This window comes from Acidobacteriota bacterium, from assembly GCA_040752675.1.
In the GTDB taxonomy this organism is placed as follows: Bacteria; Acidobacteriota; Polarisedimenticolia; order JBFMGF01; family JBFMGF01; genus JBFMGF01.
The window spans coordinates 1-15069 of record JBFMGF010000004.1; the positions used below are offsets into that span (position 1 = coordinate 1).

The window sequence follows — 15069 nt, forward strand, 5'->3', positions numbered from 1 at the left end:
CGTTTCTTGGCATCGTAGAGAGCCCTGTCCGAACAATTCAGAATCTCTTCTGCATTCTTTGCCATGTCCGGATATGTGGCGATCCCTGTGCTGATCTGCATGGTCAACGAAGTTCCCCCGATGCTGACCCGTTCATTTTTCAATCTCTCCACCAGCCTGTTGACAACGTTGGCAGACTGATCGGCAGAAGCTCCCGGCAGAACTATGACGAACTCATCGCCTCCAAACCTGCAGAAATAATCCATCTTTCTTATGGAGTTTTGAACAAACGTCGCGAATATCTGCAGGCATTTATCCCCGAACTGATGTCCGTAGCTGTCATTGATCCTCTTGAAATCATCCAGATCCATCATGGCAATGGACAGGCTGTTTCCCTGCCTGGAAGCCCTCTCCACTTCCTTTTCCAAAATGGAAATAAGGTAGCTCTTGTTGAAAGCTCCAGTCAGCCCATCCTTTATGGAGACTTCCTTCAGCTCACGCATGAGGATCCTGTTCTCAGCAGCGATGTCCATGTTCAGGAGGAGCGTGTATAGAGTGATAAGTTCATGGTGGAAGGGATGCCCACTGGACCTGTTATCCATCCATAGGATTCCCAGCAACGGAAAATATTTGCAGGTCAAGCATTCTTCCCCGATGGCGTAGTCTTCCTTCTTTCCTCTGTGCGCACCATTCCTGGAAAACTCATGAGAGATCTTCAGGAAGGCCTCGCTCCGATTCAGAAGGCAACCCTCCCCGCGGTAGGAAAAGATCGGGAAGAAGAGAGAATCTCTTTCTTCCTCACCGAGGGAACGATAGAGCAGTCTCTTCAAGGCGGCGGATTCGACGCGTGAAAAGAAAGAACTCTTGTGCCTGGCAGCATTGAGAAGGATCCAGCTGCATTCATGGATCGGGATCTGGAGCCTCTCCCGGCTTTCAGCCTCTATTCCAGAAGCGAATTGGCCCTGGAGGAGATCTTCTCCCTGACGAAGACAGAGGAACCCGACGCGTTCGATGCTCAGAGTCTGATGAATACCCGAAACTATTTTTTCCAGCATCTCATCCACATCGGAAGAAGATAAAAGAACTGAGATTAACCTATTGATGAAGACGAACTGTCTCAGCAGGTTCTCATATTCTTCTCTGATCTTCCGGCTGACGTTGCCCGTGCCATCATTCCCGATGGGTAGAAGATTCTCTGGATGTCGCTGATTCAACATTTCATCTGCCCCCCGGCCGTTCAGTTTAACGTAACATACCCGCTGATCTTGAGGATGAACTTTCTCAGATCAAGCTCATGAGCTTCCAGAGACTGGCCCAGGTAATCGACCGTCACGCACTGACCATTGCTGCAATCCCTCACCGTCTCCTCTACGATTCTCATGATCTGCCTCATCAGATCCTCTGCGGTGACCGTTTGAAGTCTCTCATCCACCACTGCCATGCTTTCTTTTTGCGCCATTTTGTTTCCCCTATCCTTCCAAAATTTCTTCAAAATCAACTTTTTCCTATCTTTCCTTCCAAACCACGAAAGCTCCCTGAAATGATCTTTGAAAGCAGATAATCTGCGTTTCCCTTAGCCTCTCCCATGATGACCGTTGCCTTCCCCTTTATCCCAAGGCACATGACCGGCTTCGGATCGCTCTTAATGGGAATCTCACACAACTCATCCTCCCACAATTCGATCCCTTCCCTGAAGAAATCTTCCAGCTCCTCTCCCGCGCTGTTCATGATTACCCACACATCGCCGGTATTTTCGATCCTTCCGTTCCTGATCTCCGGTCTGGATGTAAAAATAGCATCGGCTTTTCCATCGAGATTCTTTCTGGTAGTCAAATATCTTCTTCCCTGCAACCTACCGGCTCCTCTTCTCTTCATGAGCCCTCCTCACTTAAAACAGATTAAGCTCATTCCTGTCTATCAGATCAATTGATATCGCTTTTCTCGCTTTCCGAAAGCATGTCGAGAACGAGACATAGCTCCTCTTTTTCAAAATCTTTCAGGAGAAAATAGTGTACTCCTACCCTGCGTATCAGATTTTCCAGGTTCTCCGAATATTTCGTCACATAAAAGATGATGGGAAGTTTTTTCAGGTTCACTTTGATCTCGGAGATGATATTGAGATTCTCGCCTGGATTTTTCCTCTGGATGACGATGGCCGCGATCGGCCTATGGGTGATAGCCGAAAATACGCTTTTCTCTCCGATCCTCCCCTTGATGGAGACTAGCTCCAGGTCGAGGCTATTGCAGACTTCATGAAATATCTCCACATTATGATGGTTTCCGTTGTTCATGAAGAGGAAAACCTGACCTTTTCTTCGATTGCTGCCTGATTCGAGTAGATCCATCGTTCCTTCTGCCTCCTAAACTTTGCTGATATAAGGCAATGGCGATGCCAGAGAAAAATTTTGGGCAAAAAATTTATATCTTTTTTATTTTTAATGAATTAGGAGGCTATTAAGAATCTGTCGTTTTTAGGCTGGTTGCAAGATAATGTCTAAAAATGAGAATAAATTACTGTTTGAGGGGTTTAGAGAAAATGATTGATCCTTACAATTTGCTAATAACAAAAGGGTTGTTTGCAATGCGAAACTTTGTATCAATATGAGAATGCTATAGGGAGGCATGAAAAATGGCGATTTCAATCGATCTTGAACCTCTGCATCTTTCTGTAAAGCGTGGCTCTAGGAATGTTTAGCATCTTCGAGGCTTTGAGCTTATTTCCACCGGAAAGCATGAGAGCATCTCTTATGTGTTTCTCTTCAGCCTGTTGGAGAGTTAATACATCCTTGATAGCTCCGGCATCTTCCTCTGAAGCGACATCAGAAGGCAGATCTTTCGGCCGGATGATTTCCCTTTCCGAGACTATCACGGCATTTTCTATGACATTTTCCAGCTCCCGGATATTTCCAGGCCAGTGGTAACAGGTCAGGAATTCCATGGCCTTTGGAGAGAGAGTTTTCGCGCTCCTTCCATGCTTCCTGCAATATTGAGAGATGAATTTATTTGCCAGAGGAATGATGTCCTCAACTCTTTTTCTTAAAGGTGGCAGATTAATGGAGACCGAGCTGAGCCGGTAGTAGAGATCCTCGCGGAACTCTCCGCACTCGATCGCCCTCTTGAGATCAAGATTGGTCGCAGCGATGACCCTGACGTTGATCTTCTTGTTGACCGTGCTTCCTATCTTCCTGATCTCCCTGTTCTGCAGAACCCTGAGGAGACCGACCTGGGTCTGCTTGTTGGCCGTTCCGACTTCATCGAGAAAGATTGTTCCTCCATCGGCGGCTTCGAAGAGCCCTATCTTCGTGCTGGAGGCCCCCGTGAAGGCTCCTCTGACATGTCCGAAGAGCTCGCTTTCAAGGAGGGATGGAGGAAGCGAACCACAACTCACGGCTATGAACGGTCCATTTTTCCTCGGAGATCTGTTATGGATTTCACCTGCAACGAGTTCCTTCCCGGTCCCCGATTCTCCAAAAATCAGAACTGTGCAATCAGTCAGCGCTACCTGTCTGATCAGATGGAAGACACGAAGCATTGCTGGCGAGGAACCTATCATCTCTCCGAAGCGCATCTCCCCATCGAGCTGTCTCTTGAGCGTGTCGATGTTTTCCTGAAGATACTTCTTCTCGAGCGTCTTCTGGATATCGATGAGTAGCTTTTCAATCTGGAAAGGCTTCGTGATGTAATTGTATGCTCCTTCCTTTATGGCCCTTACAGCGCTCTCGATATCGGCGAACCCCGTCATGATGATGAGCTCCGACTCAGGTTGAACCTTCATCGCTTCCTTCATTAGAGAGATGCCGTCCATCTCGGGCATTACCAGATCGATCAAAAAGACGTCGTAAAGGCTTTCCTGGATCTTCCTCAACGCATCGGAGACATTATCCGCCGTTTCGACGACGTGGCCATCCGAAGAGAGGACGTCTCTGATCATACCAAGCAGGGAGTGATCATCGTCGATGACGAGGATGTGGCCGCAATATTTAACCGAAGTGATGTTTTTTTCTTTAACGATTCTTGTTTCCATCTCCACCCTCCCACGAGGGAGAAACAAAAGGTCTCAAGGCTGAAATGATAGACATAAACCCTGAAATTATCAACAAAGAATTGATATGGTGCAGATCGACTGCATCATAAAACTAAGAACAAGCTTTAAGGGCTTCTAGAATAAGCATCTCATCGACAGGGAAAGTTATCTTCCGGCGATCCGCTGGCTTTCCGATCCCTCCGATGAGGACACACTCAATCCTTCCTCTCCTGATCTTCTTGTCCCGTCTGGAGATTTCGATGAGGTCACGAGTGGAGAATGCCGCAGGCACGCTTACCGGTAAAGAGAATGATCGGAGGAGGTCGCGGACCCTTTGTAGCGAACAGTCATTCAAAAGTCCCATCCTTCTGGAGATCTCTCCTTCGACGAGCATCCCGATTGATACAGCTTCCCCGTGGCGAATCCTGTATGAGGAAAGGAGCTCCAGGCTGTGAGCAACTGTATGACCGAAGTTAAGGATCTTTCTAAGACCCTTTTCTTTCTCGTCTTTCTGAACGACCTCTCCTTTTAGCCGGGCACACCTGGATACTATCCTCTCAACAAGGTCCAAGTCAATACACACAATGGCATCTGCATTCTCTTCAATCAGATCGAACAACGATTCATCGAGAGCAACTCCATACTTGATTGCTTCTGCCAGCCCACAGCGGAACTCTCTTTTCGGGAGTGTGAGCAGCGTGTCGACATCCATGAGAATGGCCTCAGGCTGGTGGAAAGAGCCGATCAGATTCTTACCGGAAGGATGGTTGATTGCCGTCTTGCCACCGACGGAACTGTCCACCATCGATAGTAATGTTGTCGGAATTTGTACGTACGGGATGCCGCGCATATAGGTGGAAGCCACGAACCCTCCCAGATCTCCCACGACACCCCCTCCAAGAGCGAGCAGCGCCGAATCCCTTCCGAATCGATCCTCGATCATCCGGTCCTCGACTAACTCTTTAATCTCTCTGCTCTTGCTCCCCTCACCCGGCGGCACAGCCAGCTTCCTGCAGGAGATCCCTCTCTTTTTGAGCGAATTGAACAGAGCGTTCCCATAAAGCTTCCCCACTCTTCTATCTGTAAGGAGGAGATACACCTCCGCGAGCTCCATGCCGGCAAGAACCCCGGGAACCCTTTTCAGGAGCCCACGTCCAATATGAAGATTGCAGGATTTTTTCTGGGAAGGAAATGTCAGCCTGAATGTTTTCACTTTACCCAACGCTTGCACTCCATATCCTTCCAGCTATAGCGAGGAGGACTGACCGGTCCGCATCGATTGCTGAAATAAAAACCCGGCTTTCGCCGGGTTCTATCATAACATGAATCTTCCGGGAAGGTTCTCAGTGTTTCTTTCTGGAGAGCTCCTCCAGATAATCCTCCACGAGCTTCCTCTTACCCTTCTCATCGAGGGAGACCTCGATGAGGCGGCCTGCCGCCGTGATGGCAAGATCGACGACTTTCTCCTTGATCCCCTGCATGGCCAGCCTTGCTTCCTGCTCGATCTTTTTCTTTCCCTGCTCGATGATTTCCTCCTGCGACCTCTTGGCCTGCTCTATGAGCTCCGCTTTAACTCTCTCTGCCTCTCTCCTGCCATCGTCGAGCATTTCAGTCGTTTCCCTCTTCACCTTTTCAAGCGCCGCTTGCTGTTCTGTAAGCAGCCTCTCCGCTTCATCGCGCGCGCGATCTGCTTGATCGATACTTTCCTTGATCGTTTTCTCCCGCTCATCGATGATGTTGAGGATCGGTTTCCAGAAAAACAGGCGCAGGAACAAAAGGACGACGAGGAACGTGACGATCGTCCAGAAGATGACACCGATGTCGGGAGTAATCAGTTTCTCCATCCGTCATACCCTCACTTCATCAAAACGAGAAGGATGCAGACAACCTCGGCGAAAAAGGCGATTCCTTCTATAAGGGCCGCGGCAATGATCATCGATGTCCTGATGTCTCCCGCCACCTGGGGCTGCCTGGCAATCCCATCCATGGCGGAAGCGGCCAATCGACCAATCCCGTATCCAGCACCAACGACTCCCAGCCCGGCTCCCAAACCTGCCGCAAGATAGGCCAACGCTTTAAATAATCCTAATGCTTCCATTCAAATCCTCCTTTGAGAAGATGATTTCGCATGATTCCCCTAATGATGCGGATGAACCGACATCCCGATGAAGAGCGATGTCAGCATCGTGAATATGTAAGCTTGAATGATGGCAACGAGCAACTCCAGAAAATATATGAAAATGGCAAAAGCGACGCTCGCCGGTGCCACGATGAGAGTCTTCAGGACGAAGATGAGGCTGAGCAGGCAGAGGATGACAATGTGGCCCGCAGTCATATTGGCAAAGAGTCGGATGCAAAGGGCGAAGGGCTTCGTAAACATCCCCATGATCTCTACCGGGATCATGATCGGAAGAAGAAACGGATTAATTCCATGGGGGATGAGGTTCTTGAAATGCTTTATCGGACCATGCTTGATCATTCCCGATACCTGGATCATGATGAAGGACATGCCCGCAAGCGCTGTCGTCACACCGATATTCGCGGTTGCTGTGGCCCCGTATGGGATCAGGCCAAGAAGATTGCAGGCCAGGATGAAGAAGAAGGTGGTCAAAAGGTAGGATGTGTATCTCCTCCCTTCCTCGCCTATGTTCTTGATTGCGATCTCATCGCGGACGAACTGGACCATCATCTCCAGCATTGCGGCAAGACCCTTTGGGGTTGCGCTCTTCCTCCGGAAGGCCACCGCAAAAAGTATGATCAGGACGAGCGAGGAGATCCACATCATCACGACATGCTTGGTGATGGAGATGTCTATCCCGAAGAGTTCGATGTGAGGGAGATGCACCTCTCCAATGAAGGGCACCTCTATCGTATTAGAGTTGAGGATATGATGCTCCAGAATCTCTGCCACGCCGCTCCCACCGTGAGAGGCGGCACCGGCAGCTTTCGCTCCATGCACGGCTTCAACGGCATGCTCTGCGGCTTCACTCGCATGTTCCTCGACAAGTTTTAAGATCATTTCTTTCCCCGCAAACTACCAGCGTATCTTACGAAGAAGATAACTTCAAGAATTTGAAATGCGAAATAATATAGCATAAAAGAAGAGATAAGCCATGCACGATTCGTATGGAAAGTCAGGATGAGAGAGACGAGGATCAGGGCTAGAATTATCATCTTGACAAGCATTCCGACAAAAAGAGTTGCAAGGAAGGTCCCTTGGGGCCTATCAAACGACCAGATGACGGCAGAGAAGAAACCAAGAGCAATGGCAAAGTTTGAAAGTGAGCCTATGAACAATCCCGACAGGAGTCCGGCTTCCGCAGTATTCCAGAATGGATAGAGGAAGAGGATCCAGGACAGAAGAAGCAGAACAAGAGAAGTCAGCAGGAAATTCTTAGCGATACTACTTTTTCCCTTCATGGAGCACTACTTTGATAAGGTTGTAGAATCCAAGAAAGAGTCCCAGAGCAATCCCTGCCAGCATCAACCAGGGCTCCGTATAGAACTTCTTATCGAGCCACTTTCCCAGGAAGAGCCCTCCCAGAATGGAAATGACGAAGAACCAGCCTATCCCCAGATATGGGCCTGCGCTTCGCCACACTCCCGGCAGATCTGCGCGCTTTTTATCTTCATCTTTTCTTTCCATCCCCGCCGACCCTGCTTCCAGGGATCAATCACGCTCATCCCTTTAGGCAATAAATATCAGGCAAACTGAAGATTATCACATTTCCCGGATGATGGAAATATTCTGCCTTTGCCTCACAGACCTGGCGGATCGCACAATCGGATTGTCCAACAAGCTGAGTTCTAAGAATCATCAGCCTGAGAACGCAAAAGGTTAGCGGAAAGCAATGGGGAGAAGCGCGAACCTTGCAAAATCAATGAAGGGGCCGGGGTAGAGCCCGATCAGGAAGATGAAAAAGACCGATATGGCAAGGGCAGACGTAACGCCTGGAGGGAATACAAACTTTTCTTCTTCTCTGGGCTGGCCCATGTACATTGTTACGACGACCCTCATGTAATAGTAAAGGGATATGGCGCTGTTGATGACTGCCGCTATGGCCAGCCAGGTGTAGTTGGCTTTGATCGCAGCACCGAAGAGCCACCACTTCCCGATGAATCCTGCAGTGGAGGGGATGCCAGCAAGTGAGAGCATGAAGATAAGCATGACGAAGGCTGCAAGTCCGTTCCTTCTGGCAAGTCCTGAAAAGTCTTCCAGTCTGTCACCCACCTGCTGAGTTCTCCTGAGAAGGACCACAAAGCCAAAGGCCCCTATGTTCATAAAAGTGTAGATAAGCGTGTACAGGATGACTGAAATGAGCCCGAATTTCTTGGTTTCCCAGTCGCCGAATGCGGCACCGAAGGCAACCACCCCCATGAGGGCGTATCCGGCGTGGGCAATGCTCGAATAGGCAAGCATCCTCTTGACGTTATCCTGAGAGATGGCGGTAATGTTGCCCAGCGTCATGCTGGCAAAAGCTATCAGAGCAAAGAGGAGCGTCCAGTCCTCCTGTAGATGGACGAATCCTTCGATGAAGACCCTCAGAAGGATTGCGAAGGCGGCTGCTTTGGGACCGGTCGAAATGAAGGCCGTGATGCTCGTCGGCGCCCCTTCATAGGCGTCGGGGGTCCACATGTGAAAGGGAACGGCAGCGATCTTGAATGCCATCCCGACAAGTATGAAAATCATCCCGGTCTCAAGGATGAGATAATTCTCGACCCCGTTCTCGATGGCGATCCGTATCCCATTAAGATTCGTCGTGCCGCATACGCCATAAACGAGAGAGATACCATAGAGGAGTATTCCGGAAGAAAAGGCTCCGAGAAGGAAGTATTTCAACGCCGCCTCGTTTGATTTCCTGTTCCATTTGATGAACCCGACCAGGATGTAAACCGAGAGCGCCATGAGTTCGAGTCCAACGTAGATCAAAGCGAAGTCAAGAGCCGAAGCCATGAACATCATCCCCACTGCGGCGAAGATGATGAGGGCATAGTATTCACCCTCCTGGATCCGTTCGTAGTCCAGATACTTAAAGGAGAGGAGTATCGCGAGAGCGGAGGAGAGAAGGATAACGATCTTGAAAAATACTGAAAACCCATCCACGACGAAACCCGGTCTTCCGTGGATATCGGGAAACGCTCCCTGTGCTTCTCCCGAGATCACTTTTCCATCTTCCTTCCCCTTGAATCCGATATAGGTCGGGATGAGAATCAGAACGATAAGGATGCTGATCAGCGAGAGAAATCCTATCCCCTTCCGCCAGTCTCTCGGGAATAGAGCAGTCAGGATGAGCATAACAAATCCAAAAAAGGACAGGAGGATCTCCGGTTTGATCCAGTGCATTCCTCGTATGATTTCAGAAACGCTCAGGGTCATCAGATCTCCCCTTCCTCCACGCACATCGGATGATTCTCCTTATCACTGTCCATTATGTTTTGGCTCAGTCCATTCCGGACAGGCTCATGGCGCGAGAGTTCCCTGGATTCCAGTTGATTCGAAGTGCAGTTAGAAGAGAGAGTTTTTGCGTAACTCTCCTCCTTTGCATAGTCGTACCTCATCTCAACCTGATGGACGAGCTTGTCCACAGGCTTGTCGAGAATGTTAAAGAATGGCCTGGGATATATGCCTATCCAGAAACAGAGTATGACGATGGGAAGCAGGGTCATCACTTCTCTGAAGTTCAGATCCAAGAGTTTCTCGTTTTCAGGCTTATCGAGTTTTCCGAACATCGTCCTCTGATAGAGCCAGAGCATGTAGGCGGCTCCGAGGACGATCCCTGTGGCTGCCAGGATGGCCCAGTGCTTCTGGGGAAGCTGGAAAGCTCCAACGAGTATCGTGAACTCTCCTATGAAACCATTGAGCGCCGGAAGTCCGATGGAGGATAGCATGATGATCATGAAATAAGTGGCAAAGAGGGGAATGACCTTCGAGAGACCGCCAAAATCCGAGATCATCCTGGTGTGCCGTCTCTCGTAGATCAGACCGACGATCAAAAAGAGGGCACCTGTGGATAGCCCGTGATTGATCATCTGGATGACTCCGCCCGATATCCCATGCCAGTTGAGGGCGAAGACTCCCACCATGGTGAAGCCTAGATGGCTCACTGAGGAGTAAGCCACGAGCTTCTTCCAGTCCTTCTGGACCATGGCTACCATCGCTCCGTAGATGACGCCGATGATGCATATTGTCATCAGGAAGGGCATGAGCCTCTGCGTGGCCAGAGGCATGATGGGAAGGGAGAAGCGGACAAAGCCATACGTCCCCATTTTCAGGAGAATGCCGGCAAGGATGACTGAACCAGCCGTTGGAGCCTCTACGTGCGCATCTGGCAACCAAGTGTGGAACGGGAAGAGAGGAACTTTGATGGCAAAGCCGACGAAGAAGGCAAGGAAGACCCAGAACTGCAGCGCATACCATTCCGCTGACATCGGCCCGAGCTGATGCAGAAGCCGTATGTCAAAGGTGTATGTTCCCGTAACAGCCCCATTGTAAAAGTAGAGTGCAAGAATTCCAAGAAGCATGATCACAGAACCGAGCAGCGTGTAAAGGAAGAACTTGATGGCTGCATAGAGCTTCCTTGGCCCTCCCCAGACTCCGATGAGGAAATACATGGGGACAAGCATCACTTCCCAGAATATGTAGAAGAGGAAGAAGTCGAGTGAAACAAAGACGCCGAGCATTCCGGTCTGAAGAATCAACATGAAGATGTAGTACTCTTTGACCCTTTCTGTGATGGCAGTCCAGGAGGAGAGAATTGAGATGAAACCAAGGAGTGTTGTCAGGAGGAGAAGCAGAAGGGATATGCCGTCGATCCCGAGTATGTACCTGGCTCCGATGGTCTGGATCCATGCGTGGTCCTCCACGAACTGAAATCCCCCGTTTCCTGCATCATAGACGAACCAGAGCGGAAGGGAGATAAGAAAACCAAGAAATGCCACAAGGGTGGCGAACTTCATGTGGAAGTTCTTCCAATCCCTCGGGAAGAAGAGCTGGATGATCGCTCCCGCAAGAGGAAGGAATGTCACGATGGACAGTATGTGAATCTTCGTTAGGAATTCAGTCATTTCTCATGCTCCTTTTCAAGCCATCTAAATAAATATGAGGAAGATGCTGAGCAGGATGAAAGTTCCCAGGATGATGACCGTCGCATAGCTCTGAACAAGTCCAGTCTGCACCTTCCGGAATACCCAAGAAGATCCTTTGATTCCGTATCCGAGGATATTGACCATTCCATCTACAACCCACTTGTCGTTGAAGCTGGATAGATGGCTCAAGCCGACGGTCAGATGCCTCACACCGTTTACGGTTCCGTCGATGACCCAGGTGTCGAAGTCAAAACTCCTCCTGCAGAGGAAGTAGTAGGGCTGCACAATCACTGCATCGTAAAGTTCGTCCACCCAGTACTTGTTGGAGATGAGCCTGTACAAAGACATGAATCTCCCGGCTACCCTCCCAGGAAGCCCCGGCCTTTTGAGATACATCTCCCATGCAATGTATATCCCCACGATGGCGATGATAACCGCCACCACCATCAACATTAACTCAACACCTGCGCTCACCTCATCCTCTCCTTCATGAATCTTTTCTCCGCCCATCCCTGCTGCCACTTCATGAGCCTCAAATGATGGCTCAAGGTAATGCTCGAAATAGTTGATGTCTTTACCAGGACTTAGAACCTTAGGTATCCCTACATACCCCACTATCACGCTGAAGATTGCAAGGATCACCAGTGGATACGTCATCACCCTCGGAGCTTCGTGAACATGCTGCTCCTCCTCGTCGAACCTCGCCTTACCGTAAAACGTCAGATATACAAGCCTCATCATGTAGAACGCCGTCATCCCTGCCGCTGCCAAACCAACCAGCCACAGCACCTTGTTGCTTACATAAGTCCTGAACAGTATCTCCTCCTTGCTGAAAAATCCAGAAAATCCAGGTATCCCAGCGATGGCCAGCGCCCCTAATAGAAACGTCACGTGCGTCACCGGCATATGCCTCTTCAGCCCTCCCATCTTCCTGATGTCCTGCTCCCCTTTCCTCCCGTGGATTACGCTCCCTGAGCCAAGAAACAGCAATGCCTTGAAGAAGGCATGCGTCATTAGATGGAAGATCGCTGCCCCAAAGGCCGCTACTCCTGCCCCCAGAAACATGTATCCAAGCTGCGACACGGTCGAATATGCCAGCACCTTCTTGATGTCGTTCTGCATAAGCCCTATGCTTGCCGCATAGATGGCCGTCAGCCCCCCTATCACCGCCACTATAGTGAGTGCTGCAGGTGCATGCACGTACAGCACCGCACACCGTGACACCATGTAGACCCCTGCCGTCACCATCGTAGCCGCATGGATCAACGCCGATACAGGCGTAGGCCCAGCCATCGCATCAGGTAACCATACATACAGCGGTATCTGCGCAGACTTCCCTATGGCTCCGATGAAGAGCAGTATCCCTATCAGCGTGATCTCTATCCCTCCGGCTTCTCCACTGCCTATCATCCCCATAACATCGCTTATGTCCAGCGTCCCGAAGACTACGACGATCAGCAGCAGCCCAATCATGAATCCAAAGTCCCCGATCCGGTTCACGATGAAAGCCTTCCTCCCTGCATCAGCACACCACTCCTTCTCAAAGAAAAATCCGATCAGCAGATAGGAGCATAACCCCACACCCTCCCACCCGATGAACATCATCGCAAAGTTCCCCGCTAATACAAGCGTCAGCATCATCCCCATGAACAGATTCAAAAAGGCAAAATACCTGTAGTACCCTCCCTCCTCCCACATGTATCCGATTGAATATACATGGATCAGAAACCCAACAAGACTCACAACTATCACCATCACGCTCGACAGCGGGTCTATCTGCAAGTTCATCCCGATACGCAGGCTTCTCTCTCCCCCCATCACCTTCATCGACGGCACCCATTCGTATGCCTCCACCTCCACACTCCTCCCCCCCTCGCTCACCCTCACCCCTGGCATCCCCTCATACTTCCCTATATCCCCGTTCAGCTCCACGAAAATCCAGACAGATAACAGAAACGACAGAAATACCGCCCCGCACGCTATGTACCCCACCCATCTCTTCGGTATCTGCCTCCTCCCCAAGAGCCCGTTGATCAGGAACCCTATGAATGGAAACAGGATTATCAAATATGCAAACTTCAGCATCTGTCTACCACTTCATCAGATTGATTTCGTCAACGTCCGTCGAAACTTTCTTCCTGAAAATGGCAATGACGATGGCCAGTCCCACGACGGCTTCCGCGGCGGCTACCGTCATAATGAAAAAGACGAAGATCTGTCCATCAAGGGAGTGATTGATCCTGGAGAAGGTTACGAAGGCCAGATTGACGGCATTGAGCATCAGCTCGATGGACATGAGGATTATGATTGCGCTCCTCCTCAGAAGGACACCGAGTACGCCAATGGTGAATATGATGGCACTGACCAGAAGATAATAGTGAGCTATTTCCAAGTTCAAATCTTTCTCTTTGCCAGAATGATGGCACCGATCATCGCCGCGATCAGCAGTAGCGAAATTACTTCAAAGGGATAGAAGTAGTTTGTGAAGAGGAGTCTTCCCACGGACTCCGTCCAGCCGAAACCTTCTCTTATCGGCATTGCTTCGAATCCCCTGCTGTATCCAGAAAGGGCTCTTCCTATGGCATAAAGAAATAGAACGCCCAGCAAACCACCAAGGATGCTCTGCAGAAGGCCTGCGGGTTCTCTCCGGCGCTCCATCTGCGGGAGGTTGAGGAGCATGATGACGAAGAGGATTAGAACCATGATGGCACCGGCGTAGACGATGACCTGAATGGCTGCCAGGAACATGGCGTTCAAAAGGAGATAGAAGACAGCGATACAGCAGAGATTTACGACAAGCGAGAGCGCACAGACCACGGGATTCCTGTGCGTGACCACAATGATGGCCGACAGGATAGCCACTGCTGCCGTGATTGCAAAAATCATTATTTCCATACCATTTTAAACAAGATCAAATGCGACGAGTAAGCCTGCGATAATGATATTCAAGAGCGAGAGGGGAAAGAGAACTTTCCACCCCAATCGCATCAACTGGTCATAGCGAAATCTCGGGAGCGTCCATCTGACCCAGACATAGAGGAAGAGAAAAAAGGAAACCTTCGTGGCGAATACTATCATCTGGGCCAGGGCAAGGAGATTTCCCGACAACCCCATGTCAAATGGGAGCTGCCAGCCTCCGAGGAAGAACGTAACTATGAGGGCCGAAGCCGTGATCATATTAATGTACTCCGCCATGAAGAACATGGCAAACTTCATGCTGCTGTATTCCGTGTGGTATCCGGCAACAAGCTCTGATTCCGCCTCTGGAAGATCGAATGGGAGCCTGTTCGTCTCGGCGAACATGGCCACCAGAAAGATTATGAAGCCGAGTATCTGCCATCCCCCCATGAAGATGTTCCAATGCCAGAATCCCCCCGCCTGCCTCTCCACGATCTCCGTCAACCTGAGAGTGCCAGAGATCATAAGGACGCCCACGATCGATATAGCTAGCGAGAGCTCGTAGCTGATCATCTGGGCAGAAGAGCGCAAGCCTCCCATGAGTGAATACTTGTTATTGGAGGACCAGCCCGCCATGACAATCCCGTAAACCCCCAGAGACGACATCCCGATGATGAACAGTATCCCTATGTTTATGTTGGCAATCACCAACGGGATCTTACAAGCGAATACGGTCAGCTCGCTTCCAAACGGTATGACCGTAAAGGCTAGCAAGGCGATGAAGAGAGAAATGCCCGGTGCCAGGATATAGATGGGCTTGTAAACATGGTCCGGAACGATATCTTTCTTGAGAAAGAATTTAACTCCATCTGCCAGAGGCTGGAGAAGACCAAATGGACCGACTCTGTTTGGCCCCAGCCTGTCCTGGATCCAGCCGCTGACCCTTCTCTCTACCCATGTCATCAGGGCAAGACCGGTCATCAGGCAAGCAAAGACGACCCCGATCTTGACGAGCGTGGCGACCATATGAACCATGAATTCTTCTGATGTCCATCCTGTCAGAAATCCCGGCATAATGTGCT

At 50.1% G+C, this 15069-nt stretch carries 17 protein-coding genes; all 17 read right to left on the minus strand.

Annotated elements, in window-relative coordinates:
* On the minus strand, positions 1–1196 hold a 1196-nt coding region (locus AB1756_00455), incomplete at its 3' end, for a GGDEF domain-containing protein (GenBank protein MEW5805822.1).
* 20 nt (positions 1197–1216) lie between these two features.
* Positions 1217–1438 (minus strand): hypothetical protein, encoded by a 222-nt coding sequence (locus AB1756_00460; GenBank protein ID MEW5805823.1) that lies wholly within the window; start codon positions 1436–1438, stop codon positions 1217–1219.
* A gap of 35 nt (positions 1439–1473) precedes the next feature.
* Positions 1474–1854, minus strand: coding sequence for a hypothetical protein (locus AB1756_00465; protein MEW5805824.1), 381 nt, complete (start codon positions 1852–1854; stop codon positions 1474–1476).
* Between the two features lie 47 nt (positions 1855–1901).
* Positions 1902–2324, minus strand: a complete 423-nt coding sequence (locus AB1756_00470) for a hypothetical protein (protein ID MEW5805825.1) — start codon at positions 2322–2324, stop codon at positions 1902–1904.
* A gap of 293 nt (positions 2325–2617) precedes the next feature.
* Positions 2618–4003 (minus strand): sigma-54 dependent transcriptional regulator, encoded by a 1386-nt coding sequence (locus AB1756_00475; GenBank protein ID MEW5805826.1) that lies wholly within the window; start codon positions 4001–4003, stop codon positions 2618–2620.
* A 112-nt stretch (positions 4004–4115) separates the two neighbouring features.
* Positions 4116–5216 (minus strand): 3-dehydroquinate synthase, encoded by a 1101-nt coding sequence (gene aroB, locus AB1756_00480; protein ID MEW5805827.1) that lies wholly within the window; start codon positions 5214–5216, stop codon positions 4116–4118.
* A 130-nt stretch (positions 5217–5346) separates the two neighbouring features.
* Positions 5347–5847, minus strand: coding sequence for a F0F1 ATP synthase subunit B (atpF, locus tag AB1756_00485; GenBank protein MEW5805828.1), 501 nt, complete (start codon positions 5845–5847; stop codon positions 5347–5349).
* Positions 5848–5858: 11 nt separating this feature from the next.
* Positions 5859–6101: an ATP synthase F0 subunit C gene (gene atpE, locus AB1756_00490; GenBank protein MEW5805829.1), complete on the minus strand. Its 243-nt coding sequence runs from the start codon at positions 6099–6101 to the stop codon at positions 5859–5861.
* A gap of 39 nt (positions 6102–6140) precedes the next feature.
* Entirely contained in the window at positions 6141–7022 is an 882-nt protein-coding gene (gene atpB, locus AB1756_00495) for a F0F1 ATP synthase subunit A (GenBank protein MEW5805830.1), read from the minus strand.
* Positions 7019–7423 carry a hypothetical protein gene (locus AB1756_00500; GenBank protein MEW5805831.1) on the minus strand — a complete coding sequence of 135 codons (405 nt, stop codon included), beginning with the start codon at positions 7421–7423 and terminating at the stop codon, positions 7019–7021. Before AB1756_00500 ends, atpB begins: the two co-directional genes overlap by 4 nt.
* The gene (locus AB1756_00505; protein MEW5805832.1) at positions 7407–7649 is read right to left on the minus strand and encodes an AtpZ/AtpI family protein; all 243 of its coding nucleotides are present in this window, start codon (positions 7647–7649) and stop codon (positions 7407–7409) included. Before AB1756_00505 ends, AB1756_00500 begins: the two co-directional genes overlap by 17 nt.
* Before the next feature lie 192 nt (positions 7650–7841).
* Positions 7842–9404, minus strand: a complete 1563-nt coding sequence (locus tag AB1756_00510) for an NADH-quinone oxidoreductase subunit N (protein MEW5805833.1) — start codon at positions 9402–9404, stop codon at positions 7842–7844.
* Entirely contained in the window at positions 9380–11068 is a 1689-nt protein-coding gene (locus AB1756_00515; GenBank protein ID MEW5805834.1) for an NADH-quinone oxidoreductase subunit M, read from the minus strand. The genes AB1756_00510 and AB1756_00515 overlap by 25 nt, the downstream gene beginning before the upstream one ends.
* 24 nt (positions 11069–11092) lie before the next feature.
* Positions 11093–13174: an NADH-quinone oxidoreductase subunit L gene (gene nuoL, locus AB1756_00520; protein MEW5805835.1), complete on the minus strand. Its 2082-nt coding sequence runs from the start codon at positions 13172–13174 to the stop codon at positions 11093–11095.
* A gap of 4 nt (positions 13175–13178) precedes the next feature.
* Positions 13179–13487 (minus strand): NADH-quinone oxidoreductase subunit NuoK, encoded by a 309-nt coding sequence (nuoK, locus tag AB1756_00525; protein ID MEW5805836.1) that lies wholly within the window; start codon positions 13485–13487, stop codon positions 13179–13181.
* The gene (locus AB1756_00530) at positions 13484–13975 is read right to left on the minus strand and encodes an NADH-quinone oxidoreductase subunit J (protein MEW5805837.1); all 492 of its coding nucleotides are present in this window, start codon (positions 13973–13975) and stop codon (positions 13484–13486) included. The genes nuoK and AB1756_00530 overlap by 4 nt, the downstream gene beginning before the upstream one ends.
* 15 nt (positions 13976–13990) lie before the next feature.
* Positions 13991–15061 carry an NADH-quinone oxidoreductase subunit NuoH gene (nuoH, locus tag AB1756_00535; GenBank protein ID MEW5805838.1) on the minus strand — a complete coding sequence of 357 codons (1071 nt, stop codon included), beginning with the start codon at positions 15059–15061 and terminating at the stop codon, positions 13991–13993.
* Positions 15062–15069 lie beyond the last annotated feature (8 nt).

Coding starts and splice junctions, on each gene's coding strand:
- AB1756_00460 (MEW5805823.1), bottom strand. CDS start 1,438: ATGGCGCAAAAAGAAAGCATGGCAGTGGTGGATGAGAGACTTCAAACG.
- AB1756_00465 (MEW5805824.1), bottom strand. CDS start 1,854: ATGAAGAGAAGAGGAGCCGGTAGGTTGCAGGGAAGAAGATATTTGACT.
- AB1756_00470 (MEW5805825.1), bottom strand. CDS start 2,324: ATGGATCTACTCGAATCAGGCAGCAATCGAAGAAAAGGTCAGGTTTTC.
- AB1756_00475 (MEW5805826.1), bottom strand. CDS start 4,003: ATGGAAACAAGAATCGTTAAAGAAAAAAACATCACTTCGGTTAAATAT.
- atpF (MEW5805828.1), bottom strand. CDS start 5,847: ATGGAGAAACTGATTACTCCCGACATCGGTGTCATCTTCTGGACGATC.
- atpE (MEW5805829.1), bottom strand. CDS start 6,101: ATGGAAGCATTAGGATTATTTAAAGCGTTGGCCTATCTTGCGGCAGGT.
- atpB (MEW5805830.1), bottom strand. CDS start 7,022: ATGATCTTAAAACTTGTCGAGGAACATGCGAGTGAAGCCGCAGAGCAT.
- AB1756_00500 (MEW5805831.1), bottom strand. CDS start 7,423: ATGAAGGGAAAAAGTAGTATCGCTAAGAATTTCCTGCTGACTTCTCTT.
- AB1756_00505 (MEW5805832.1), bottom strand. CDS start 7,649: ATGGAAAGAAAAGATGAAGATAAAAAGCGCGCAGATCTGCCGGGAGTG.
- AB1756_00515 (MEW5805834.1), bottom strand. CDS start 11,068: ATGACTGAATTCCTAACGAAGATTCACATACTGTCCATCGTGACATTC.
- nuoL (MEW5805835.1), bottom strand. CDS start 13,174: ATGCTGAAGTTTGCATATTTGATAATCCTGTTTCCATTCATAGGGTTC.
- AB1756_00530 (MEW5805837.1), bottom strand. CDS start 13,975: ATGATTTTTGCAATCACGGCAGCAGTGGCTATCCTGTCGGCCATCATT.
- nuoH (MEW5805838.1), bottom strand. CDS start 15,061: ATGCCGGGATTTCTGACAGGATGGACATCAGAAGAATTCATGGTTCAT.